Origin of the sequence: Streptomyces sp. NBC_01314 (assembly GCF_041435215.1) — a bacterium.
GTDB lineage: Bacteria > Actinomycetota > Actinomycetes > Streptomycetales > Streptomycetaceae > Streptomyces.
In genome coordinates, this window is record NZ_CP108394.1 from 3,588,601 (window position 1) to 3,610,475 (window position 21,875).

Annotated in this window: 18 protein-coding genes; 5 read left to right on the top strand and 13 right to left on the bottom strand. The window is 70.4% G+C overall.

The window, feature by feature from the left end; genetic code table 11:
- Positions 1-3 precede the first annotated feature (3 nt).
- Positions 4-1,587, bottom strand: coding sequence for an acyl-CoA carboxylase subunit beta (locus OG622_RS15685; protein ID WP_371576706.1), 1,584 nt, complete (start codon positions 1,585-1,587; stop codon positions 4-6).
- 165 nt (positions 1,588-1,752) lie between these two features.
- Positions 1,753-4,098: a polysaccharide lyase 8 family protein gene (locus tag OG622_RS15690; protein ID WP_371576707.1), complete on the bottom strand. Its 2,346-nt coding sequence runs from the start codon at positions 4,096-4,098 to the stop codon at positions 1,753-1,755.
- Positions 4,099-4,245: 147 nt separating this feature from the next.
- On the opposite strand from OG622_RS15690, the gene OG622_RS15695 reads away from it, so the two are divergent.
- Positions 4,246-4,860: a YceI family protein gene (locus tag OG622_RS15695; RefSeq protein WP_371576708.1), complete on the top strand. Its 615-nt coding sequence runs from the start codon at positions 4,246-4,248 to the stop codon at positions 4,858-4,860.
- Positions 4,861-4,875: 15 nt separating this feature from the next.
- Here OG622_RS15695 and OG622_RS15700 read toward each other — a convergent pair whose 3' ends face one another.
- Together OG622_RS15700 and OG622_RS15705 are read right to left on the bottom strand one after the other, a co-directional pair.
- Positions 4,876-5,760, bottom strand: a complete 885-nt coding sequence (locus tag OG622_RS15700; RefSeq protein WP_371576709.1) for a hypothetical protein — start codon at positions 5,758-5,760, stop codon at positions 4,876-4,878.
- Between the two features lie 191 nt (positions 5,761-5,951).
- Complete coding sequence (locus OG622_RS15705) at positions 5,952-6,533, bottom strand: YdeI family protein (protein ID WP_371576710.1); 582 nt, start codon at positions 6,531-6,533, stop codon at positions 5,952-5,954.
- Between the two features lie 118 nt (positions 6,534-6,651).
- On the opposite strand from OG622_RS15705, the gene OG622_RS15710 reads away from it, so the two are divergent.
- Positions 6,652-7,386, top strand: a complete 735-nt coding sequence (locus OG622_RS15710; RefSeq protein ID WP_371576711.1) for a hypothetical protein — start codon at positions 6,652-6,654, stop codon at positions 7,384-7,386.
- A 5-nt stretch (positions 7,387-7,391) separates the two neighbouring features.
- On the opposite strand, the gene OG622_RS15715 is transcribed toward OG622_RS15710, so the two are convergent.
- Complete coding sequence (locus OG622_RS15715; RefSeq protein WP_371576712.1) at positions 7,392-8,267, bottom strand: aminoglycoside phosphotransferase family protein; 876 nt, start codon at positions 8,265-8,267, stop codon at positions 7,392-7,394.
- Positions 8,268-8,521: 254 nt separating this feature from the next.
- On the opposite strand from OG622_RS15715, the gene OG622_RS15720 reads away from it, so the two are divergent.
- Positions 8,522-9,304 (top strand): serine protease, encoded by a 783-nt coding sequence (locus OG622_RS15720; RefSeq protein ID WP_371576713.1) that lies wholly within the window; start codon positions 8,522-8,524, stop codon positions 9,302-9,304.
- 132 nt (positions 9,305-9,436) lie between these two features.
- On the opposite strand, the gene OG622_RS15725 is transcribed toward OG622_RS15720, so the two are convergent.
- Entirely contained in the window at positions 9,437-10,825 is a 1,389-nt protein-coding gene (locus OG622_RS15725; protein ID WP_371576714.1) for a hypothetical protein, read from the bottom strand.
- 633 nt (positions 10,826-11,458) lie between these two features.
- Here OG622_RS15725 and OG622_RS15730 point away from each other — a divergent pair.
- Positions 11,459-11,956: a hypothetical protein gene (locus tag OG622_RS15730; RefSeq protein WP_371576715.1), complete on the top strand. Its 498-nt coding sequence runs from the start codon at positions 11,459-11,461 to the stop codon at positions 11,954-11,956.
- Positions 11,957-12,114: 158 nt separating this feature from the next.
- Here the strand turns inward: OG622_RS15730 and cimA are convergent, their stop codons facing one another.
- The 4 genes from cimA to OG622_RS15750 form a co-directional block, all read right to left on the bottom strand.
- A complete protein-coding gene (cimA, locus tag OG622_RS15735) occupies positions 12,115-13,719 on the bottom strand; it encodes a citramalate synthase (protein ID WP_371576716.1) in 1,605 nt (534 codons plus the stop codon).
- Between the two features lie 320 nt (positions 13,720-14,039).
- Positions 14,040-14,240 carry a hypothetical protein gene (locus OG622_RS15740; RefSeq protein WP_371576717.1) on the bottom strand — a complete coding sequence of 67 codons (201 nt, stop codon included), beginning with the start codon at positions 14,238-14,240 and terminating at the stop codon, positions 14,040-14,042.
- Between the two features lie 139 nt (positions 14,241-14,379).
- Positions 14,380-15,465: a branched-chain amino acid aminotransferase gene (locus OG622_RS15745; RefSeq protein ID WP_371576718.1), complete on the bottom strand. Its 1,086-nt coding sequence runs from the start codon at positions 15,463-15,465 to the stop codon at positions 14,380-14,382.
- Positions 15,466-15,714: 249 nt separating this feature from the next.
- A complete protein-coding gene (locus OG622_RS15750) occupies positions 15,715-16,758 on the bottom strand; it encodes a 3-isopropylmalate dehydrogenase (protein WP_371576719.1) in 1,044 nt (347 codons plus the stop codon).
- A 165-nt stretch (positions 16,759-16,923) separates the two neighbouring features.
- Between OG622_RS15750 and OG622_RS15755 the strand changes: the two genes are divergently transcribed.
- Positions 16,924-18,531 (top strand): purple acid phosphatase family protein, encoded by a 1,608-nt coding sequence (locus OG622_RS15755; protein ID WP_371576720.1) that lies wholly within the window; start codon positions 16,924-16,926, stop codon positions 18,529-18,531.
- Positions 18,532-18,641: 110 nt separating this feature from the next.
- On the opposite strand, the gene OG622_RS15760 is transcribed toward OG622_RS15755, so the two are convergent.
- The 3 genes from OG622_RS15760 to OG622_RS15770 form a co-directional block, all read right to left on the bottom strand.
- Complete coding sequence (locus OG622_RS15760) at positions 18,642-18,773, bottom strand: hypothetical protein (RefSeq protein WP_005479955.1); 132 nt, start codon at positions 18,771-18,773, stop codon at positions 18,642-18,644.
- A gap of 333 nt (positions 18,774-19,106) precedes the next feature.
- Positions 19,107-20,738 (bottom strand): L-glutamate gamma-semialdehyde dehydrogenase, encoded by a 1,632-nt coding sequence (gene pruA, locus OG622_RS15765; protein WP_371576721.1) that lies wholly within the window; start codon positions 20,736-20,738, stop codon positions 19,107-19,109.
- 166 nt (positions 20,739-20,904) lie between these two features.
- Positions 20,905-21,831 carry a proline dehydrogenase family protein gene (locus tag OG622_RS15770; RefSeq protein ID WP_371576722.1) on the bottom strand — a complete coding sequence of 309 codons (927 nt, stop codon included), beginning with the start codon at positions 21,829-21,831 and terminating at the stop codon, positions 20,905-20,907.
- Positions 21,832-21,875 lie beyond the last annotated feature (44 nt).

The window sequence follows — 21,875 nt, forward strand, 5'->3', positions numbered from 1 at the left end:
GGGTTACTGCGGCGGGTTGCCGTGCTTGCGGGACGGCAGGTCCGCGTGCTTGGTGTGGAGCATCGCGAGGGAGCGGATGAGGACCGCGCGGGTGTCCGCGGGGTCGATCACGTCGTCCACGAGGCCGCGCTCGGCCGCGTAGTACGGGTGCATCAGTTCTGCCTTGTACTCCTTGACCATCCGGACCCGCATCGCCTCGGGGTCCTCGGCCTCGGCGATCTGGCGCCGGAAGATGACGTTGGCGGCACCTTCGGCGCCCATGACGGCGATCTCGTTGGTCGGCCACGCGTACGTGAGGTCGGCGCCGATGGACTGGCTGTCCATGACGATGTAGGCCCCTCCGTACGCCTTGCGCAGGATCAGGGAGATCCGGGGCACGGTCGCGTTGCAGTACGCGTACAACAGCTTCGCGCCGTGGCGGATGATTCCGCCGTGCTCCTGGTCGACGCCCGGGAGGAACCCGGGGACATCCAGCAGCGTGATGATCGGGATGTTAAAAGCATCACACATCTGGACAAAGCGTGCAGCTTTTTCCGAGGCCTCGATGTCCAGGACGCCCGCGAGGCTCTGCGGCTGGTTGGCGACGATGCCGACCACCTGGCCGTCGAGACGGCCGAGGGCGCAGATGATGTTGCGGGCCCAGCGCTCGTGGATCTCCAGGTAGTCGCCGTCGTCGACGATCTCCTCGATGACCTTGGTCATGTCGTACGGCCGGTTGCCGTCGGCCGGGACCAGGTCCAGGAGGACGTCGCCGCGGCGGTCCGCCGCGTCGGAGGGCTCCACACGCGGCGGGTTCTCACGGTTGTTCTGCGGGAGCATCGACAGGAGGTAGCGCACCTCGGCGATGCACGTCTCCTCGTCGTCGTACGCGAAGTGGGCCACGCCGCTGGTCTCGGCGTGCACGTCCGCGCCGCCGAGGCCGTTCTGCGTGATCTCCTCGCCGGTGACCGCCTTGACGACGTCCGGGCCGGTGATGAACATCTGGGACGTCTCACGGACCATGAACACGAAGTCGGTCAGGGCGGGGCTGTACGCCGCGCCGCCCGCGCAGGGGCCGAGCATCACGCTGATCTGCGGGATGACACCGGACGCCCTGGTGTTGCGCTGGAAGATGCCGCCGTACCCGGCGAGGGCGGAGACACCCTCCTGGATACGGGCGCCCGCGCCGTCGTTGAGCGAGACCAGCGGGGCCCCCGCCGCGATGGCCATGTCCATGATCTTGTGGATCTTCGTGGCGTGGGCCTCGCCCAGGGCGCCGCCGAAGATGCGGAAGTCATGGGCGTAGACGAAGACCGTACGGCCCTCCACCGTGCCCCAGCCGGTGATGACACCGTCGGTGTACGGCTTCTTGGCCTCCAGACCGAATCCGGTGGCCCGGTGCCGCCGCAGCTGCTCGACCTCGTTGAAGGAGCCCGGGTCCACCAGCAGCTCGATGCGCTCCCGGGAGGTCAGCTTGCCCTTGGCATGCTGCGCCTCGGTCGCCTTCTCGCTGGGACCGGCCAACGCCTGGGCACGAATCTCGTGCAGCTCGGCCACTCGCCCTCGCGCGTCCGTCGGCTCACCCGGTGCCTCATCCAAAACGGTCATGTAGTGACCTTACGAAGCCGAGCGAGCAAAGCGGTCCGTCGACTCCGTACAGTCTCCGGCGTGTTTTCCTGGTGCCCCTGAACAGAACGTCGTCCGCATGCAGGCGAACCGACTGCTCAGGGGGTGTGCGGCTTGTGGAGGTCACACAAAGGCGGGTCCGGCCGCTCAGGCGAGAGTCAGGTCACAGGTGTGCGTGGCGCAGGCCGTGCCGGGGGTGACGCGGAGCCGTAGCCGGCCGGGAATCGCCTCCAGCACCTCGACCGGTTCGTCCGCCCGGACGACCCCACGGACCGGTCCGTGCCACGTGATCTCCACCGGTTCGCCCGAGCGCGGCGGTTCGCTCACGCAGAGGGTAGCGGTCCGCCCCCGGCGGCGCAGCAGCACGCTCGCCCCGGCGGAGGCGGTCAGCGGGCCCGCCGTGCCGGACTGCCAGAAGTTGGCGGCCGTCAGACCGAGCGAGGGGACGTGGACGGCCTGGCGTGTGCTGTCGTTGGCGAGGATCGACAACCAGCGCCGGTCGGCGGCCCGGGCCGCCACGGCCCGGCGGGGCGCTCCGGGCATGAGGAGATAGACGTAGGAGGCGTCCACCGGATCGGTGCCGTGGTCCAGCCAGAGGGTCTGCCAGCGCCGGGTGCGGCGTTCGGCCGTACTGGTGAGGTTGATGTCGGACCAGGCGCCGGTGCGGTCCTCGCGCAGGGTGCGCGGGGCTTCGCCCGGAGGGCCGACCGGGAAGACCCAGCCACCGTGGCCTTCGAGGTGGACCCAGCGCCGGCCTCGTACGAGGGGCTGCGGGGCCGCGCCCACCACCTCCCCCAGGTTCCGGTTGTCGACCACCGTCTCCACCGGCACCCCGTCCGCGCAGCTGATCCCCGCCCCCAGGCAGATGACGGCGTCGGCGACGCAGAACCAGGACTTGCGGGCCCGGAGGGTGGAGCCGAGCCCTTCGAGGTGCTGGCCGATCGCCGCGTACTCCCCGTCCGTGGTGCCGCCGACCCATCGTGCGGCGGGCTTCGGCGCGCCCCATTCGCCGCCCTCCTTGTCGGCGAGCCGCTTGGTGGAGACGGTCGTACCGGGGAGGCGGTACCAGTCGACGGTGGGCCAGAACCAGTTCGTGTACTGGTCGCCGTGTCCCTCGGCCCACCAGAGGGTCGTCCCCGCGCCCGTGTGCCAGCCGCGCGGGTTCTCGCCGTTGCCGCACTCGTAGTGGGCGATGCGGTCGGAGGCCATGGCGATGTTCACCGTGAAGTCGGGGCGGCGGTGCACGGCTCTGTCCATGGCGGGGAAGAGACGGTGGCCGACGGGGTCCGGCGCGGCGGCGACCGGTGACGCGGCGACGGCGTGCAGCCGGGCCAGGTCCGCGACGCCGAACTGTCTCGCCGTGAGGATCGGTGTGACCGTGTCGCGTTCGATCCACCCCTTGATCCGGCCGTGCCACCGCTCGCGTTCGGCCGTGGTCGCGCCGAGCGCGAGCAGCGCGATCGCCGCGATGATCCCCTGCCCGTGGAAGTGGTCGCTCCGCATGATGTGCCGGTCGTCGTCCTTCAGGTACCCCCGGCTGATGGCGCGGCCGTTGACGCTGTCCATCACCAGCCCGTCATGGAGGAGCGGCGCGTACGCCCGTTCCACGCTGTCGAGGACGATCTGCCGGTTCGGGTCGGTCACCTCCCAGGTCGATCCGGCCAGCAGCGCGAAGAGCCGCCCCAGGCCGTCGAGCAGGACCTGCCCGTACGTGCCCGCGTAGGCGACCCAGGTGTGCTGCACGAACGAACCGTCGGCGTACAGCCCGTCCCCCCGGGTGACGTACGGGAAGACGGGCGAGAGGGCGTCCCGGGCCAGGGCGATCTTCTCGGGGGCGCGGCCGAGGACGCCGCGCAGGGCCACGGAGCGGCAGAGGTCGACGCGGTTGGCGCCCGTGGAGGTGCCGGTGTACTCACGGAGCGTCGAGTCGGGGATGAAGTGGTCGATCGCCGCGCAGGCGTCGGCCCTCCTGGTGGGCGTCAGCTCGTCGTACAGGGCGGCGACGATGTCCAGCAGGAGGCGGGGGCTGCCGATCTGCCACTCCCACCAGTTGCCGTAGCGGGTGGTGGTGGGGTTGTAGACCGTCGCGGTCAGGTGGTCGAGGCCGCGCAGGACGTCCGCGAGGAGGGCGGTGTCGCCGGTCGAGCCGGTGCCCGGCTGCGCGTACGCCTGGGCCATCGTCCAGAGGCGGCTGTAGCTCTGGGTGATCCCGGCGGGCGGGTCGAAGGGGTGGCCCGGCCAGAGGGAGCCGGCGGTGGGCGCCATGGCCGCGCGGAAGGCGTGGGCGAGGTCTCCGGTCTCACGCAGGCGGGTGGCGTAGGGCTCGGCGGCGGGATCGTATCCGGCGCCGAGCGCGATGGTCAGCCAGCGGTGGCGGAGGGTGTCGTACCCGTCGGCGGCGTGCCGGTCGGCCGTGTACGCGGTGGGGGTGGGCGCCGTCGCCAGGGTCGCGGCGAGGAGCAGGACGGTACGGCGGGTGGGGGTCATGCCCATGCCGTCTATCACCTCGCCGCCGGGGGATCAACCGTGCGTGACATGACGATCACCGTGACGACAAGGTTGAAGTTTGAACGGAATAGGTCTACGGTAGGCCGTGTTCAGTTCGTTGAACATTGAACGACATCACTCAAGGAGTACGTCATGGGCATCTTCGGCCGCAACGACACGACCACCGAGACCGTCACGGCGACCACCTCCGAGGTGAACCCCGAGCTCGCCGCGCTGACCGGTGACTACACGATCGACGCGTCCCACACCGCGATCGGTTTCACGGCCCGCCATGCCATGGTCACCAACGTCAAGGGCGGCTTCCTCGACTTCTCCGGCAGCCTGCACCTGGACGGCTCGGACCCGTCCCGGTCCACCGCCTCCATCGACGTCAGGATGGAGAGCATCGACACCGGCAACGCCGACCGTGACGGTCACCTGAAGAGCGCGGACTTCTTCAAGACGGAGGAGTTCCCCACGATGACCTTCCGCTCCACCGAGGCGGTGGCCCTCGGCGGCGACGACTACCGCATCACCGGTGACCTCTCCATCCTCGGCACGACCAAGCCGCTCAGCATCGACCTGGAGTTCAACGGCGCGGCCAAGGACCCCTTCGGCAACGAGCGCGTCGGCTTCGAGGGCAAGGCGGAGATCCTGCGCTCCGAGTGGGGCCTCACCTGGAACGCGGCGCTCGAGACGGGCGGCGTCCTGGTGTCGGACAAGATCAAGCTGACCTTCGACATCTCGGCGATCCGGAACGCGGGCTGAGGCTTCGACCGCCGTTCAAGCTCGACCGGCCGTGACGGCATGACCCGCCGTCCGGCCGAGCGGGAGGACGGGGCGGACCGTGAAGTCGTCGTAGAGGCCGTCGCCGTCCTCGCCGTACACGAACTCGGCCAGGTCCGGGTGGGTGTGGGCGGTGGCCAGCGGCAGCCAGGCCAGCAGGTGACCGTATCCGCCGCAGACCGACTCGCCGCCGTCTCCGCCTCGCACCTCGCCGGTGTCACTGGTGAGTTCGGTGCTGTACGTGTCGTGGGCGATGCGCAGGCCGAAGGCGTTCGGCTCGTTGTGCGGGCCGGTCCGGTCGCCGTACGGGACACGGTCGAGGGGGCAGTCGTCGCCCCACCGGAACAGGGTGTCGGCCCCGGCTCCGCAGGCGTGCTCCCACTCGTCGGAGGTGGGCACGCGCAGCCCGCGTTCCGCGAGGACGGCCGGCAGGTCGGCAGGCGGTTCGGTCAGTCGCTCTCCCTCCACCGCCATGAGCACCGTGGCCAGGAGGACGTCGCGGCGAGGGCTGAGCATGTGCGCGAGGTGCTCCCTCAGGTCGGCACCGTATCCGAACCCCTGTTTCTGGCTGGCCGCGTAGTCGGCGGCCTGCTCGGCCGTCGGCCGCCAGGTCTCCGGATCGAAGCCGAGGGTCACCCGGCCACCGGGTATCAGGGCGAACTCCTGCCCGTCCCGCTCGATCCGCACCCGGTGCAACGGCCCGCCGAGGTGTTCGACGGTCTCGACGCCGATCAGCCTGCCGCGCACCAGATCGGCGGCCTCGCGGGCGACGCGCCGCGCGGTGGCCGGTTCGAAGGAACGCCACCGGCCGAGAGTGAGAGCGGCGAGGGAGTCGGGCGAGTCCGGAGTGGTGCCGGAAGGCACGGAAGAGCCAGAAGGCACGGGGGAACCGGAAGTCGCGGGGGTACCGGAAGACATGGGACGGAGTGTGACACTGGGGTCTGACATCGGCCGTCGTCCTCCACTGCCGCCCGGCCGTCGTCCTCCACAACCGCTCGGCCGTCGTCCTCCACAACCGCCGACGGTCGTCCTCCACAGCCATGCCCGTTCCGCTGTGAACAGCCGCGAACGGGTCAGGTGCGATCCGGGTCGGCCTCCAGTCCGGCGAGCGCGGTCCGCAGCCGGGCGGCCCGGGTGCGAGGTGTCCGGGCCTTGAGCAGCCCCAGTACGACGAGATACCGGTCCGTCCTCCCCAGCCGCTCGAAAGCCTGCCGGGCACGGGGGTTGTCGTCGAGTGCCGCCGCCAGGTCCTCGGGTACGCCCGCCTCCTTCTGCGACTCGTATGCCGCCGCCCACCGCCCGTCCGCCCGCGCCGCGGCCACCTCCGCGAGGCCACCGGCCCGCATCCGCCCGGCGGCGGTCAGCTCCCCCACCCGCCGCACGTTCACCATCGACCAGTCGCTGCCCCGCCTGCGCGGGGTGATCCGCTGCAGGAAGTACGCCTCGTCGAGGCGTCGCCGGTTGCCCGTGATCCAGCCGTGGCAGAGGGCCACGTCATTGACCTCACCGGCGCCGACGGAGCGCGTACCGGTCCCCTTCTTGGCGACCTTGACCCAGAGGCCGTCGGTGCCCGGTGCGGGGTGCGCGGTCAGCCAGGCGTCGAGGTGGTCGGCGTCGGGGAACGCGCGGGGTTCCGTGCCTTCGGGAGTGGTCATGCTTCGCAGGATAGGGAGGAAGTAGGTCAGTTCCTGTCCTCCATACATCCGGGCAGCGGCACGATCTCGCTCAGCAGCACCGGTTAACAGCCACGGCCGGTGGTGGTTGAATCCGGGGATGGACTCCAGCAGTGAGCTGCCGAGGCAGGTCAGCCTCGCCAAGGGCGGCCAGGCCCGGATATCCCTCGACAAGGAAGACCGTGGCGTGACCGTCACGGCGTCGCTGCAATGGGACGGCGGCAGCGCGGAGCGCCGTGCACGAGGCGCGGATCTCGACCTCTACGCGCTGTTCGTGCCGGCCGACGCGGCCGTACGCGGGGCCGACCACCCGCCCGGCCATGTCTTCCCGCAGATCCAGCGCGGCCTGTTCCGCACCAGGAACAAGGACGAGGCCAAGGCCCTGCAGGCGGAGCTGGCGACCCGTACCGATGCGGGCAAGGCCCTTTACTACAAGAACCTCGGCTCCCTGGAGGAGCCGCCGTACATGCGGTTGAGCGGCGACGCGAAAGCTCCGGGCGAGGAGACGATCCGCATCGCCCGCCCGGACCAGCAGGGGTACGCCCTGATCTGTGCGTACAGCGCGGTGAGCAACGGCGCCGGCAGCTTCCGCAGTTACGGTGCGCGGGTCGTCGTCACGGACGGACGGGGCTCGACGGTGACGGTGCCGCTGTACGCGGACACCAACACGTCGTACTGGGTGGCCATCGCCTTCGTCGACTTCACCGATCCTCAGGGGGTGTCCATCAGTCATGTCGAGTGCTACAGCAGGCGGTTCACGGAGAAACGGCCGGTGCTGCACACCGACGGCACGGTGCTGATGGACGCCGGGCCGGTGGAGTTCAAGCGCGGTTAGCACGGCTACGCCACAACCGGATCCTCCAGCACCCGTTCGAGCACCCTGCGCTGCCTCCCCTCCGCATCGGGGCCGGACAGACCCGCCATGGTCGCCAGGGCCTTCCACAGCGCCCAGCCGCGGGCCCGGCGCCAGGCGTCGTCGGAGAGACCGGCCGCTTCGCGGAAGATCTTCCGTTCCTCGCCGGTGAAGTAGGTCCAGGCCATGACGAGGTCGCAGGCGGGGTCGCCCACGCCGGAGGAGCCGAAGTCGATGACGGCGGAGAGGGTGCCGTCCGTGGTGAGGAGGTTCCCGACGGCGACATCACCGTGGAACCACGTCGGCGGCGACGGCCAGGCGGAGGTCAGCGCCTCCGCCCAGACGGCGCGGCAGGCGGCGACGTCGACGAGGTCCGCCAGCCTCTCCAGGGCCGCTTCGACCTCGTCGCCGTACACGCTGGGATGGCAGCCGCGAAAATACGAGTGCCGTCCGGCCGCCGGGCCCCGGCCGAGCGGGGCCTCGCGCAGTTCGCTCAGGAAGTCGCCGAGATCGCGGGCCAGCCGCGTCCGGTCGACGCCCGTCGCGACCTCGACCGTGTCACCCGGGAGCCACCGTCGTACCGACCACGAGAACGGGTACCCCGCCCCCGGCCGCCCGAGGGCTACCGGCTCCGGCACGGGCAGGGGCAGCTGCCGGGCCAGTTCGGGCAGACAGCGGTCCTCCTTCGCCACGGCGGCCACATAGCCCTCCGCGCTGGGCAGCCGGACCGTCAGCTCATCGCCGAGTCTGAAGGTGCGGTTGTCCCAGCCCTGCCGGTCGACGGGCCTGACGGGCAGCTCGCGCCAGTCGGGGAACTGGGCCGAGATCAGTGCGCGTACGAGGTCAGCGGTGATGTCGATCACCGGGTCAGTGTGCGCGCTGTCCCGGCGCCGTCGCATGCCCTTTTTCGCGGGTGCGGTGCGTGGGGCTGAAGTGGGGCTGGCTGGTTCACGCCTCTTGTGCGGGGGCTTTCGGCGTTCTCATAATCCTGCAACAGAAATTGACCTGGCCATGCCATCAAGGGTGATTTCCTGCCGCCGTATTGGCATGCCCTCGTCATATCTGCGGTTCGGTCGTACGAGTCATCGCATGTCAACCCCCCACGGAAGGCATCACGTTGAAGCGACTCATCACCGCTCTGAAGAGATGTGCGGCTGTCGGTGCCGCCGCGCTCGCGATCGCCAGTCTGCAGCCCGTGTCGGCGGCCGAGGCCGCGCCGGCGCCGGTGGTCGGCGGAACACGTGCCGCGCAGGGCGAGTTCCCGTTCATGGTCCGGTTGTCGATGGGCTGTGGCGGCGCGCTGTACACGCAGCAGATCGTGCTCACGGCCGCGCACTGTGTGGGCGCGACCGGCAACAACACCAGCTACACGGCCACGGCCGGCGTCGTGGACCTCCAGAACACCAGCGGCCGGGTCCAGGTCCGCTCGACCAAGGTGTACCGGGCCCCCGGCTACAACGGTAACGGCAAGGACTGGGCGCTCATCAAGCTGGCCTCGCCCATCAACCTCCCGACGCTGAAGATCGCCACGACCACGGCGTACAACACCGGCACCTTCACGGTCGCCGGCTGGGGCGCGGCCACCCAGGGCGGCTCGCAGCAGCGGTACCAGCTCAAGGCGACCGTGCCGTTCGTGAGCGACGCGACCTGCCGTTCGTACAGCGGCTACAGCGGGCTCATCGCCAGCGAGGAGATCTGCGCCGGGTACGCGGCGGGCGGCGTCGACACCTGCCAGGGTGACTCGGGCGGTCCCATGTTCCGCCGGGACGATGCCAACCAGTGGGTGCAGGTCGGCATCGTCAGCTGGGGCATAGGCTGCGCCCAGCCCAACGCCCCCGGTGTCTACTCCGAGGTCTCCACCTTCGCGTCCCAGATCGCCTCGGCTGCGGCCACTCTCTGAGCGAGGCCCGCACCATCCCGTACGACGTCCACGGGTCCGGCGCCGATCAGCGCCGGGCCCGTGCCCGTTCCTGCGGCTGGCGCGTGCCCGTTCCTGCGGCTGGCGCGTCGGGGCGATCGTCGGGGCGGGTTCTCAGAAGCCGCCGCCGAAGTCCCCGCCGCCCCCGAAGTCCCCGCCACCGCCGAAGTCTCCGCCGCCGAAGCCGCCGGTGAAGTCGTCCGAGTCGAAGCCGGCGCCCGAGACGTCGCCGCCCCCGTAGCCGGAGGCCGCGCCGAAGTCGCCGTAGCCGGCGCCGTACATGGCCGCGTAGGACGGGGTGGCCATCATGCTGCCGAGCATCGTGCCGACGAGGAGGCCGGGGAGGAGGCCGCCGCCGTAGTAGCCGCCCGCCCAGGGGCCGTAGGCCGGGCCCGCGTCCCAGTAGGGGCGACGCCCGCCGGACACGGTGTCCACCTCGCGGATCATGGGGTCCTGACCGTCGGCGAGGCGTGCCTGGTCGGCGGCGCAGACCGGGACCTCGCGTTCGGTGCCGACACCCGGGGTCCAGAGGACGTCCGCGACCGAGGGGCCGTGGCGGGGGTCGAAGAAGCAGGGGGCCCGGCGTTCGGGGAGGGGGCGTCGTTCCCTGCGGGCGGCGAGCTGGGCGAGCGAGAAACGGCCGTCCTCCAGGGTCTGCGTGACCGCGCGGACCTCCTCGGGGCGGGTGGCCGCCGCCATGAGGGACTTGGCCTTCTCGTACGCGTCGAGGGCCCGTTCGTAGTCGGCGCGCATCGCGTCGTCCGCGCCCGCCTCGGCGGGGTGGAAGTCCAGTCGGTCCAGCTCCTCGCCGAAGGCCGTGATGTCCTCGTCCACCACCACGGCGAGCCTGGACAGCGCCTCGCGGCGTTCCTCCTCCTTCTTGCGACGGCTCCGGCGGACCAGCACGTACGCACCCGCGCCGCCCGCCACCACGACCGCGCCCGCCACCGCGAGGGCGCCCGTGTCCACGCCCTGGCCGCCGTCGCTCCAGCTCGACGGGGCCGTGCCGCCGGGGTTGCTGCGCAGGGCGTCGTCCACGAAGTCGTTGAGCTGGGCCTTCGGGTCACCGGCGCCCTGGACCGCCGCGACCAGGTTCGACACGGCCTGTCGGCTCAGCACACTGCTGTCGGCGCGGGCGTCGAAACGGTCGCCGAGGCGGACGGCGTAGAGGCCGGTCACGCCCGTCTCGGTGCGGAGGTTCCGGAAGAGGTCCTGGGTCGGGTAGCCGGCCGGGAGGACCGCCACGAAGACCGGCTCGTCCGCGTCCTCGATCTTGTCGGCGAGGGCTTCGGCGTCCGCCGAGGAGAGCAGGTCGGAGGCGGCCGGGTCGACGTAGACCGGACTCTCGCGCAGGGCCTCGGCCACCGTCGAGAGGCCGGTGGCCGCGTGCGCGCCCGGCGCACCGACGGACAGCACCGCCAGGATCGCCAGAGCCGCCGCGGCGAGCGGCGCGATCAGCAGGCGGAGGAGGAAGAGACGACGTCGACCCGGTACGCCTTTCATACCTTCGAAGCTACCTCGATCGCCGCGAAAACGGACGATCAGGCTGGTGGGGAGGCGGCATCCGCAGGCTCCGGCTCCCGCCGACCGTCGTCGGACCGGCGCGGGACGACCGTCGTCGGACCGGCGCGGGACGACCGTCGTCGGACCGGTGCGGGACGACCACCGTCGGACCGGTGCGGGACGACCACCGTCGGACCGGTGCGGGACGGCAGGCGTCACGCGCCCGGGGTACGGCTCCCCCGGCTTCCTCGGTGGCTCCGTGTAGCGGGTCGCGAGCAGGAGGTGGTCGGCCTCCGTGACGGGGCGGGCGATGGCCTCCGTCAGCGTCTGGGGTTCGGTCGGCGTCGCCGCGGGGGCGAACGGCAGGCGATGGCCTCCGTCAGCGTCTGGGGTTCGGTCGGCGTCGCCGCGGGGGCGAACGGCAGCGGTATCCAGGGCCGGCAGCAGGGCGGCCGAGACGGGCGACGACGTTCTCCGGTCCGTTCTACTCAATGCCGCTCCGCTCAACTGCCGTTCCCCTTTTGTGACTTGATCGGAGTCGACCATCGGCTTGGGTAGGCACCGAGAGGCCTGTACAACCGTTCGAGAGGGGTGCTGATCAGGCAGCGCGACAGGGTGATGGGGGCGAACGGGATGCTGAAGAGAGTTCTCGCGGCGGTGGGAGCGACGGCCGGGGCGGTGCTGTTGAGCGGCTGTGTGGCGCTCGAACTGCCGCTCGCGGCCGTGACGGTGGACGCCGACGGGGCGCCCCGCGCACTGATCCGGCCCTGCGGTGACGACCCCTACGAGGATCCGACGTTGTCGGGCTGGGCCGGTTCCCACGAGGACGAGCCGAGCGAGGACGAGGCGGACACCACGGTCTGGGAGACGACGGGCGAGTGGTCGGGAGCCGAGGAGTTTGCCCTCTTCTCGCCGCCGGCCTCGTGGAAGGCCGAGACCAGGGGCGAGCAGCGGCTCCTGCCGGGCCACGCCTACACGTTCATCTTCTACGGCCAGACAGACGACTCCGCCAACGGCACGGTCATGTTCACCACGGCCGATCTCGGGCGGCTGAGGCCGGGACAGGTGTGGGCCGATGACCGGGCGATGAGCGTCGAGGAGTTCGAGAAGCTGGCCGAGAAGTCGTGTTGACGGCTTCGCCGGAGGGGTTCGTTGGCGGGTGCGGGTCCGGTAGGGGCTGGTCGCGCAGTTCCCCACGCCCCTGAAAAGCAGGGGCGCGGGGAACTGCGCGAGCAACCACACACCACCCCCACCCGACCACGCACCCCTCCCGCCGAACTCCCGGCGCGCTACTCCGCCGGTTCCACGCCCGCCCGCAGCAGCCCGTACGTGTACGCGTCCTCCAGCGCCTGCCACGACGCGGCGATCACGTTGTCGGCGACGCCCACCGTGGACCACTCGCCCGTGCCGTCCGTCGTGGAGATGAGGACGCGGGTCGTGGAGTTGGTGCCGTGCTTGCCCTCCAGGATGCGGACCTTGTAGTCGACCAGCTCCAGCTTGGCGAGCTGGGGGTAGATCTTCTCCAGGGCGACACGGAGGGCGCGGTCGAGCGCGTTGACGGGTCCGTTGCCCTCGGCGGTGGCGACGATGCGCTCGCTCTTGGACCACAGCTTGACGGTGGCCTCGTTGGCGTGGCTGCCGTCGGGGCGGTCCTCGACGATGACCCGCCAGGACTCGGTGCGGAAGTACCGCTGGGGCTTGCCCGCGACCTCGTCGCGCAGCAGGATCTCGAAGCTCGCGTCGGCGGCCTCGTAGGTGTAACCCCTGAGCTCACGCTCCTTGACCCGCTCGACGACCCGGCCGACCAGCTCGCGGTCGTCGCCGAGGTCGACGCCCAGCTCCTTGCCCTTCAGCTCGATGGAGGCGCGGCCCGCCATGTCGGAGACCAGCATCCGCATGGTGTTGCCGACCTGCTCGGGATCGATGTGCTGGTACAGGTCCGGGTCGACCTTGATCGCGGAGGCGTGCAGGCCGGCCTTGTGCGCGAAGGCGGAGACACCGACGTACGGCTGGTGAGTCGAGGGGGTGAGGTTGACGACCTCGGCGATCGCGTGCGAGATCCTCGTCATCTCGCGCAGCGAGCCTTCGGGGAGGACCTTCTTGCCGTACTTCAGCTCCAGGGCGGCGACGACCGGGAAGAGGTTGGAGTTGCCGACGCGCTCGCCGTAGCCGTTGGCGGTGCACTGGACGTGGGTCGCGCCCGCGTCGACGGCGGCCAGGGTGTTGGCGACCGCGCAGCCGGTGTCGTCCTGGGCGTGCATGCCGAGCCGGGCGCCGGTGTCGGCCAGCACCGTCGACACGACCGCCTGGACCTGTGCGGGGAGCATGCCGCCGTTGGTGTCGCAGAGGATCACCACGTCGGCGCCGGCCTCCGAGGCGGTGCGGACGACGGCCTTGGCGTACTCGGGGTTGGCGCGGTAGCCGTCGAAGAAGTGCTCGCAGTCGAGAAAGACCCGGCGGCCCTGCGCGCGCAGGTGGGAGACGGTGTCGCGGACCATTTCCAGGTTCTCGTCGAGTGTGGTGCGCAGCGCCAGTTCGACGTGCCGGTCGTGCGACTTGGCGACCAGGGTGATGACCGGGGCACCGGAGTCAAGCAGGGCCTTGACCTGCGGGTCCTCGCTCGCCTTGCCGCCGGCGCGGCGGGTGGCGCCGAAGGCGACCAGCTGGGCGTGCTTGAAGTCGATCTCCTTCTGCGCGCGGGCGAAGAACTCGGTGTCGCGCGGGTTCGCGCCGGGCCAGCCGCCCTCGATGAAGCCGACGCCGAAGTCGTCCAGGTGCCGTGCGATGGCCAGCTTGTCCGCGACCGTGAGGTTGATGCCCTCACGCTGGGCGCCGTCGCGCAGGGTGGTGTCGAAGACGTGGAACGAGTCGTCGAGCTCGCTGGTTTCCGTCATGATCTCAAGGCTCCTGAGGATGTCGATCTCGGTCTGTACCGGAATGACCGGTTCCACCGTCCCCAATGATCCCTCGCGCTCCTTCTCCGGCTGAAGGTGGGCCAGAAAAGCGAAAAACCCCTCGCGGGTGCGAGAGGTCTGCGCGCGGGTCGAAGACGACGATGGCCGCCCGTACCTGGTCGTACGTGGCGGTCACTGCGGACCGGCGCGCCTGCTGCCAATAATCGTGGCGAACGAGAGCACGGGGGGATTCTGGCACAGACCGCCCCCGTGCTCACCGTCCGTCTCAGGATGCGAACAGCGCGCTGATCACCTGACGGTCACCTCGCGTGGCGTACGAAGACGTCCCGGGCCTCGTTGGTGTCGCCGGCCGGGACCAGGGCCGGGTCCTGGGATTCGAGGACGACCCGGCCGGCGCCGTCCGCGATCATCCCCGGCTCGACGTGCGCCGTGGCCGTGCCGCCGGTGGTGTCCGGGGAGACCAGGACGGTGGTGCCCCTCTTCAGGTCCCGCAGATACACCGGGCTCCGAGCCGTCCCGGCTGCCCGGTTCCTCCACCCACGCCGTGAAGGTGACGTGGCGGCCGGCGGATTCCCGTACACGGGGCAGGGCCGCCGCGGACGAAGCGTCCGCGGCGGCCCTGGAGAGATTCGCGGCCGGTCAGCCCAGGTCGTGCATCCATCCGTGCTTGTCCTCCACCGTGCCGCGCTGGATGTTCAGCAGGGCCTCGCGGAGCTTGAGGGTGACAGGGCCGGGCTCGCCGGCGGACTGCTGCCAGGCGGCGCCGGTGCGCTTGACCGTGCCGACGGGGGTGATGACGGCGGCCGTGCCACAGGCGAAGACCTCGGTGAGGGCGCCGCTCTCGGAGTCGGCCTGCCACTGGTCGATGGAGACACGGCCCTCGTCCGCGCTGTAACCGAGATCGGCGGCGACCGTCAGCAGGGAGTCGCGGGTGACGCCCTCCAGGATCGAGCCGGTGAGGGACGGGGTGACGATGCGGTCGCCGTACACGAAGTACAGGTTCATGCCGCCGAGTTCCTCGACCCACTTGCGCTCGACCGCGTCGAGGTAGCAGACCTGGGCGCAGCCCTCGGCGGCCGCCTCGGCCTGGGCGAGCAGGGAGGCCGCGTAGTTGCCGCCGGTCTTGGCGTCGCCCATGCCGCCGGGGACGGCGCGGACGTGGTCCTCGGAGACCCAGATGGAGACGGGCTTCACGCCGCCGGGGAAGTAGGCGCCGGCCGGGGAGGCGATGACCAGGAAGAGGTACTCGTTGGCCGGCTTGACGCCCAGGCCGACCTCGGTGGCGATCATGAAGGGGCGCAGGTAGAGGGACTCCTCGCCGCCGTGGGCCGGGACCCAGGCCTGGTCCTGCCGGACCAGCGCGTCACAGGCCTCGATGAACGTCTCCACCGGCAGCTCCGGCATACCGAGCCGGCGGGCGGAGGACTGGAAGCGCAGGGCGTTCTTCTCCGGCCGGAAGGTGGCGACGGACCCGTCCGGCTGCCGGTAGGCCTTCAGTCCCTCGAAGATCTCCTGCGCGTAGTGCAGGACCATGGTGGCCGGGTCGAGGGAGAGCGGCGCGTACGGAACGAGCTGGCCGTCGTGCCAGCCGCGGCCCTCGGTCCACTTGATGGCGACCATGTGGTCGGTGAAGTGGCGGCCGAAGCCGGGGTCGGCCAGGACCGCGTCGCGCTCCGCGGCGGAGAGCGGACTGGCGGAGGGCTTGAGCTCGATCGTGGGCGTCATGAGTGGTTGTCCTTCACCGGTTGTGTGTGACGGGCCGCGCTCACATCCGTACTGCCAGTGGCAAGTGCTAGGACGTCCGAGCATTGCCTCATTCGGCGGCTCCGCGTTCGATTATCGCAAGCGGGGCGGGCGGAAGAAAACGGCGTGAACGCTGCCCAGGGATGATGGTGACACCCGGCGGGAACATGCGGAAGCCGCCGGGTGCTGATGCGACCCGGCGGCTCCGAAAGACTTCGAGCAGGCGCGGGGTCAGCCGGCTACTCGTACGGCGAGGGCGTCGCCGATCTCGTCCGTCGAACGGGCGGGCTTGCCGACGCGCTCCGCGAGGTCGGCGGAGACGGCCTCCTCGATACGCGTGGCCTCGGCCTCGTAACCGAGGTGACGCAGGAGCAGAGCGACGGACAGGACCGTGGCGGAGGGGTCGGCCTTGCCCTGGCCTGCGATGTCCGGGGCCGAGCCGTGCACGGGCTCGAACATGGACGGAAACTCGCCGGCCGGGTTGATGTTGCCGGAGGCGGCGACACCGATGCCGCCGGAGACGGCCGCGGCGAGGTCGGTGATGATGTCGCCGAAGAGGTTGTCGGTCACGATCACGTCGAAGCGGGCCGGGTCGGTGACCAGGTAGATCGTCGCCGCGTCGACGTGGATGTAATCGGTGGTGACCTCGGGGAACTCCTCGGCCACCTTGTTGAAGACGTTCGTCCACAGGTGACCGGCGAAGGCCAGCACGTTGTTCTTGTGGACGAGGGTGAGCTTCTTGCGCGGGCGCGCCTGGGCGCGGGCGAACGCGTCACGGACCACGCGCTCGACACCGAAGGCCGTGTTCACGGAGACCTCGGTGGCGACCTCGTGCTCGGTGCCCTTGCGGATCGTGCCGCCGTTGCCCGTGTACGGGCCCTCGGTGCCCTCACGGACCACGATGAAGTCGATCTCGGGCTGGCCCTTGAGGGGAGTCTCGACACCCGGGAGCAGCTTGCTCGGCCGCAGGTTGACGTGGTGGTCGAAGAGGAAGCGGAGCTTCAGCAGGAAGCCACGCTCCAGGACCCCGGAGGGGACGCTCGGGTCGCCGATCGCGCCGAGCAGGATCGCGTCGTGCTGCTTGAGCGCGGCCACGTCGGCGTCGGTGAGGGTCTCACCGGTGGCGTGGTAGCGCTGGGCGCCGAAGTCGTACTCCTTGGTCTCCAGCTTCACGTCCTGCGGAAGGACGGCGGAGAGGACCTTGAGCCCCTGGGCCACGACTTCCTGACCGATGCCGTCACCGGGGATCACTGCGAGATTGAGGCTGCGAGACATGACGGCACCGTACTCCTTGTCCCACGGGATGACACGGGGTGTCCGCGATACGGACGCCAGAACGGGTGACCCGGAGGGCGGCGGACGGGTGACGGCACCCACACGTCGCCCCGCGTTCACCCGTATGTGTGGCGGGTGTTGGTATTCGCTGGGACCTTCTTCAGCATGACCCTGCCCTCCAGGGGGACACCCCCCGGACCCCCCGTACCCGACTTCGGCATCCCGCCGCAGCTCGCGCGCCGGATGAGCATGGCCGAGCAGCACGAGTACCTGCGTACGAAGCTGACGCGGCGCCGCACCCTGGTGACGGCGGGCTCGTTGGCGGCGGGCGGGCTGCTGACCGGCTGCGGCGGCTCCGCTTCGCCGGGCAGGCCGAACTCGACGACCTCGGCCCCGGCGCCCGCCACCTCGAAGCCGCCCGGTTCCGCCGTCACCCCCTTCGGCCGCCATCTGGCCTTCGGCGGTGACCCGAAGACGGAGATGCGGATCTCCTGGCAGGTACCGCTCGCGGTGAAGAAGCCGTACGTGCGGGTGGGCCTGAAGCCCGAGGAGCTGAGCCGGAAGATCGACGCCGAGGTCCGCGACCTGCACACGCCGGGGGTCGAGGGCGTGCGTCTGGAGCTGGAGCAGTACTACCTGCACGCGGCCCTGGACGGCCTGCGCCCCGGCACGACGTACTACTACGGCGTCGGCCACGAGGGCTTCGACCCGGCCTCCCCGGCCCACCGCTCGACGATCGGCACCTTCCGTACGGCGCCGGCCGCCCCCGAGAAGTTCGTGTTCACCGCGTTCGGCGACCAGGGCGTCGGCAAGGCGGCTGCCGCCAACGACAACCTGATCGTCCGCCAGAAGCCCGCCTTCCATCTGCACGCCGGCGACATCTGCTACGCGAACGGCAACGGCAAGGGCGTGGAGTCGGACGGCTACGACCCCGGGTTCTGGGACCTGTTCCTCAAGCAGAACGAGTCGGTGGCCAGGTCCGTGCCGTGGATGGTGACGATGGGCAACCACGACATGGAGGCCTGGTACTCGCCGGACGGCTACGGCGGCCAGCTCGCCCGCTGGTCCCTCCCGGACAACGGCTTCGACCCGCGTTCGGCGCCGGGGGTGTACGCGTTCACCTACGGCAACGTCGGCTTCGTGGCGCTGGACGCGAACGACGTGTCGTACGAGATCCCCGCCAACTTCGGCTACACGGACGGCCGGCAGACCACGTGGCTGGACAGGAAACTGGGTGAGCTGCGGGCGGCGAAGGACGTCGACTTCATCGTCGTCTTCTTCCACCACTGCGCCTACTCGACGTCGGCGCACGCCTCCGACGGCGGCATCCGCGACACGTGGCTGCCACTGTTCGCCAAGCATCAGGTGGACCTGGTGATCAACGGCCACAACCACGTCTACGAGCGGACCGACGCCGTCAAGGACGGCGAGGTCGGCAGGGCGGTACCCATCGGCGCGTCGACGGACCCGACCCGCGACGGGATCGTGTACGTCACGGCGGGCGGCGGCGGACGTGATCTGTACGGCTTCCCGTCCGGCGTGAAGGAGAGCTACGAGGGGCACGTCACCCGGCACGACGCCGTCGAGACCTTCGAGTGGACCAGGTCGCGCAGGTCGAGGGCGGAGACGGTGGAGTGGTCACGGGTGCGCTACCGGGGCTTCTCGCTGCTCTCGGTGGAGGCGGAGAGCGGCGCGCGACCGGTCCTGAAGGTGTCCGCGCTGGCGCAGACCGGCGAGCGCATCGACCACTTCGAGGTGCGGCGCGGCACGTAGGCAGTCCGGCCCACGGCCGCGCCGCACCTCGAACGGGTGCGGCTCCCGGCTGACGGAGACACCGGGCGCCCGCTCGCGCGGGCCGTTCGGCACCTGATGACGCGGGCCGCTCAGTGCCCGGTCGAACCGCCGTTGTCCCTGCGGTCGAGGGCGCGCTGGAGGGCGGCGGCGGCGTTCTTGCGGTCGGACTCGGTCGTCCGGGAAACGTGACGGACTCGGCGGCGGACGGTCGTCTCGGCCATGGGGAATCGACTCCTTCGAGGCAATCCGGAGTACGGAAACGGGCGGTGTACGAGACGCCGGAAGGGGCGGGGAGCGGGGCCGCAGGGGTTGCCTGCCTCGGGCTCCGGCTCACGACCGCCATTCGCTGGATCGAGCGAGACGTTCGGCTCCTACAAAGCTAAGTGAGGTCGGCGCATCTGTCTCTACAGTTAGTCGGACTTCCTACTATCTGAGACGGTGGAATGGGTCACACGCTGTTGACCTGGCCTTTTCACTTCCGTCACATGACGCCGCCCCCACTCCCGGGGCGCGGGAGCGGGGGCGGGGGCAGCGGCGGGGCCGGGCGTCGGAGGTCAGCCCATGTGCGGGTACGTGTAGTCGGTCGGCGGGACCAGGGTCTCCTTGATGGCGCGGGTCAGGGTCCAGCGCATCAGGTTCTGCGGGGCGCCGGCCTTGTCGTTCGTACCCGACGCACGGCCGCCGCCGAAGGGCTGCTGGCCGACGACGGCGCCGGTGGACTTGTCGTTGATGTAGAAGTTGCCGGCCGCGTAGCGGAGCTTGTCCATCGTGTACGCCGCCGCCGCACGGTCGCCCGAGATGACGGAACCCGTCAGGGCGTAGGCGGACACCGACTCCATCTGGGTCAGCATCTCCTCGTAGCGGTCGTCCTCGTAGACGTGCACGGCGAGGAACGGGCCGAAGTACTCGGTGGTGAAGACCTCGTTCGCCGGGTCGGCGCATTCGACGACGGTCGGGCGGACGAAGTAGCCCACCGAGTCGTCGTAGGAGCCGCCCGCGACGATCGTGCAGGTCGGGTCGGACTTGGCGCGGTCGATGGCGGCCTTGTTCTTGGCGAAGGAGCGTTCGTCGATGACGGCGCCGACGAAGTTGGACAGGTCGGTGACGTCGCCCATGGTGAGGTACTCGACCTCGGCGGCGAACTCCTCCTTGAAGCCGGAGTTCCAGATCGACGCCGGGATGTAGGCCCGGGAGGTCGCGCTGCACTTCTGGCCCTGGTACTCGAAGGCACCCCGGGTGAGGGCGGTCTTGAGGATCGCGCGGTCGGCGGTGGGGTGGGCGACCACGAAGTCCTTGCCGCCGGTCTCGCCGACCAGGCGCGGGTACGAGCGGTACTTCTCGATGTTCGCGCCGACCGTCTTCCACAGGTACTGGAAGGTCCTGGTCGAGCCGGTGAAGTGGATGCCGGCGAGGTCGCGGTGTTCGAGGGCCACCTCGGAGACCTCGATGCCGTCACCGGTGACGAGGTTGATCACGCCCTTGGGCAGACCCGCCTCCTCCAGCAGCCGCATCAGCAGCACGGCCGCGTGGGTCTGCGTCGGGGACGGCTTCCAGACGACCACGTTGCCCATGAGGGCCGGGGCGGTCGGCAGGTTGCCCGCGATCGCGCTGAAGTTGAAGGGCGTGATCGCGTAGACGAAGCCTTCGAGCGGGCGGTGGTCGAGACGGTTCCAGACGCCCGGGGAGTTGGCCGGGGGCTGCTCGGCGAGCAGGTCACGGGCGTACTTGACGTTGAAGCGCCAGAAGTCGACCAGCTCGCAGGGACAGTCGATCTCGGCCTGCTGGGCGGTCTTCGACTGACCGAGCATGGTGGAGGCGGCCAGCGTCTCGCGCCAGGGGCCCGCGAGCAGTTCGGCGGCGCGCAGGATGATGGCGGCGCGGTCGTCGAAGGACATCGCACGCCAGGCGGGCGCGGCGGCGAGGGCCGCGTCGACGGCGTCCTGGGCGTCCTGCCGCGTCGCGTTGCCGTACGTGCCGAGGCGGGCCTTGTGGTTGTGCGGCTGCACCACGTCGAAGCGGTCGCCGCCGCCCATCCGCTTCTCTCCGCCGATCGTCATCGGCAGGTCGACCGGGTTCTCGGCCAGCTCCTTCAGCTTGACCTCCAGCCGGGCGCGCTCGGGCGAGCCGGGGGCATAGCTGTGCACCGGCTCGTTGACGGGGGTGGGGACCTGGGTCACAGCGTCCATGAGCTACCTCTTCCGAGTGAATCTTGAGCGAGCGAGTGAGAAGCCCCCACGGGGCGGAGTCACGTGTTCTGCGTGTCTCCTTTCGGACGGACCCAGGTCGGTTCGGCCGGCCGACGGGCGGTAGCCGCCGTACCCCGGGACGTATCCGGGTGCCGGCAGCTCGCGCTCATCCGTTGCCGACCATCGAGCGGACGAAGAAGCGCAGGTTCGCCGGCTTCTCCGCGAGGCGGCGCATGAAATAGCCGTACCAGTCGGTGCCGTACGCGGTGTAGACCCGCATGCGGTGTCCCTCGGCGGCGAGCCGCAGATGCTCGTCACCGCGGATGCCGTACAGCATCTGGAACTCGTACTCGTCGAGCTTGCGCCCGGCCCGGTGGGCGAGTTCCTGGGTGATGGAGATGAGGCGCGGGTCGTGGGACCCGATCATCGGGTACCCCTCACCCTCCATGAGGATCCTCAGGACGCGGACGTACGCCTTGTCGATCTCGGCCTTCCGCTGGAAGGCGACCTCGGCGGGCTCCTTGTACGCGCCCTTCACCAGCCGCACCCGGCTGCCGTTCGCGGCGAGGCGGCGGGCGTCGGTCACGGTGCGGAAGAGGTAGGCCTGGATGACGCAGCCGGTCTGCGGGAAGTCCCGCCGCAGCTCGTCGTGGATGGCGAACATCGAGTCGAGGGTGGTGTGGTCCTCCGCGTCGAGCGTGACCGTCGTCCCGATCGCGGCGGCGGCCTCGACGACCGGGCGGATGTTGGCGAGGGCCAGCTCGTGGCCACCGGGGAGTGCCTGGCCGAAGAGGGAGAGCTTGACCGACATCTCGGCGCGGTCGCCGAGCTCCAGGTCCTTCAGCCGGTCGATCAGCTCCAGGTAGGCGTCGCGGGCGGCGGCGGCCTGCTCGGGGCGGGTGATGTCCTCGCCGACGACGTCCATCGTCACTTCGAGGCCCTTGCCGGTGAGCTCCCGGACGACGGGGACGATGTCGTCGACCCGTTCACCGGGGATGAAGCGGTCGACGACCTGCTTGGTCACGGGCGCCGCCGAGATCAGACGTCGCATCCGGTCGCTGCGCGACGCGGCGAGAATCACGGGACCCAGCACGGGGCACCTCCACAGACCAGCAGACAGAACCACCGTGAAACCTA

Coding starts and splice junctions, on each gene's coding strand:
- OG622_RS15685 (WP_371576706.1), bottom strand. CDS start 1,587: ATGACCGTTTTGGATGAGGCACCGGGTGAGCCGACGGACGCGCGAGGG.
- OG622_RS15690 (WP_371576707.1), bottom strand. CDS start 4,098: ATGGGCATGACCCCCACCCGCCGTACCGTCCTGCTCCTCGCCGCGACC.
- OG622_RS15695 (WP_371576708.1), top strand. CDS start 4,246: ATGGGCATCTTCGGCCGCAACGACACGACCACCGAGACCGTCACGGCG.
- OG622_RS15705 (WP_371576710.1), bottom strand. CDS start 6,533: ATGACCACTCCCGAAGGCACGGAACCCCGCGCGTTCCCCGACGCCGAC.
- OG622_RS15710 (WP_371576711.1), top strand. CDS start 6,652: ATGGACTCCAGCAGTGAGCTGCCGAGGCAGGTCAGCCTCGCCAAGGGC.
- OG622_RS15725 (WP_371576714.1), bottom strand. CDS start 10,825: ATGAAAGGCGTACCGGGTCGACGTCGTCTCTTCCTCCTCCGCCTGCTG.
- OG622_RS15730 (WP_371576715.1), top strand. CDS start 11,459: ATGCTGAAGAGAGTTCTCGCGGCGGTGGGAGCGACGGCCGGGGCGGTG.
- cimA (WP_371576716.1), bottom strand. CDS start 13,719: ATGACGGAAACCAGCGAGCTCGACGACTCGTTCCACGTCTTCGACACC.
- OG622_RS15745 (WP_371576718.1), bottom strand. CDS start 15,465: ATGACGCCCACGATCGAGCTCAAGCCCTCCGCCAGTCCGCTCTCCGCC.
- OG622_RS15750 (WP_371576719.1), bottom strand. CDS start 16,758: ATGTCTCGCAGCCTCAATCTCGCAGTGATCCCCGGTGACGGCATCGGT.
- OG622_RS15755 (WP_371576720.1), top strand. CDS start 16,924: ATGACCCTGCCCTCCAGGGGGACACCCCCCGGACCCCCCGTACCCGAC.
- OG622_RS15760 (WP_005479955.1), bottom strand. CDS start 18,773: ATGGCCGAGACGACCGTCCGCCGCCGAGTCCGTCACGTTTCCCGGACG.
- pruA (WP_371576721.1), bottom strand. CDS start 20,738: ATGGACGCTGTGACCCAGGTCCCCACCCCCGTCAACGAGCCGGTGCAC.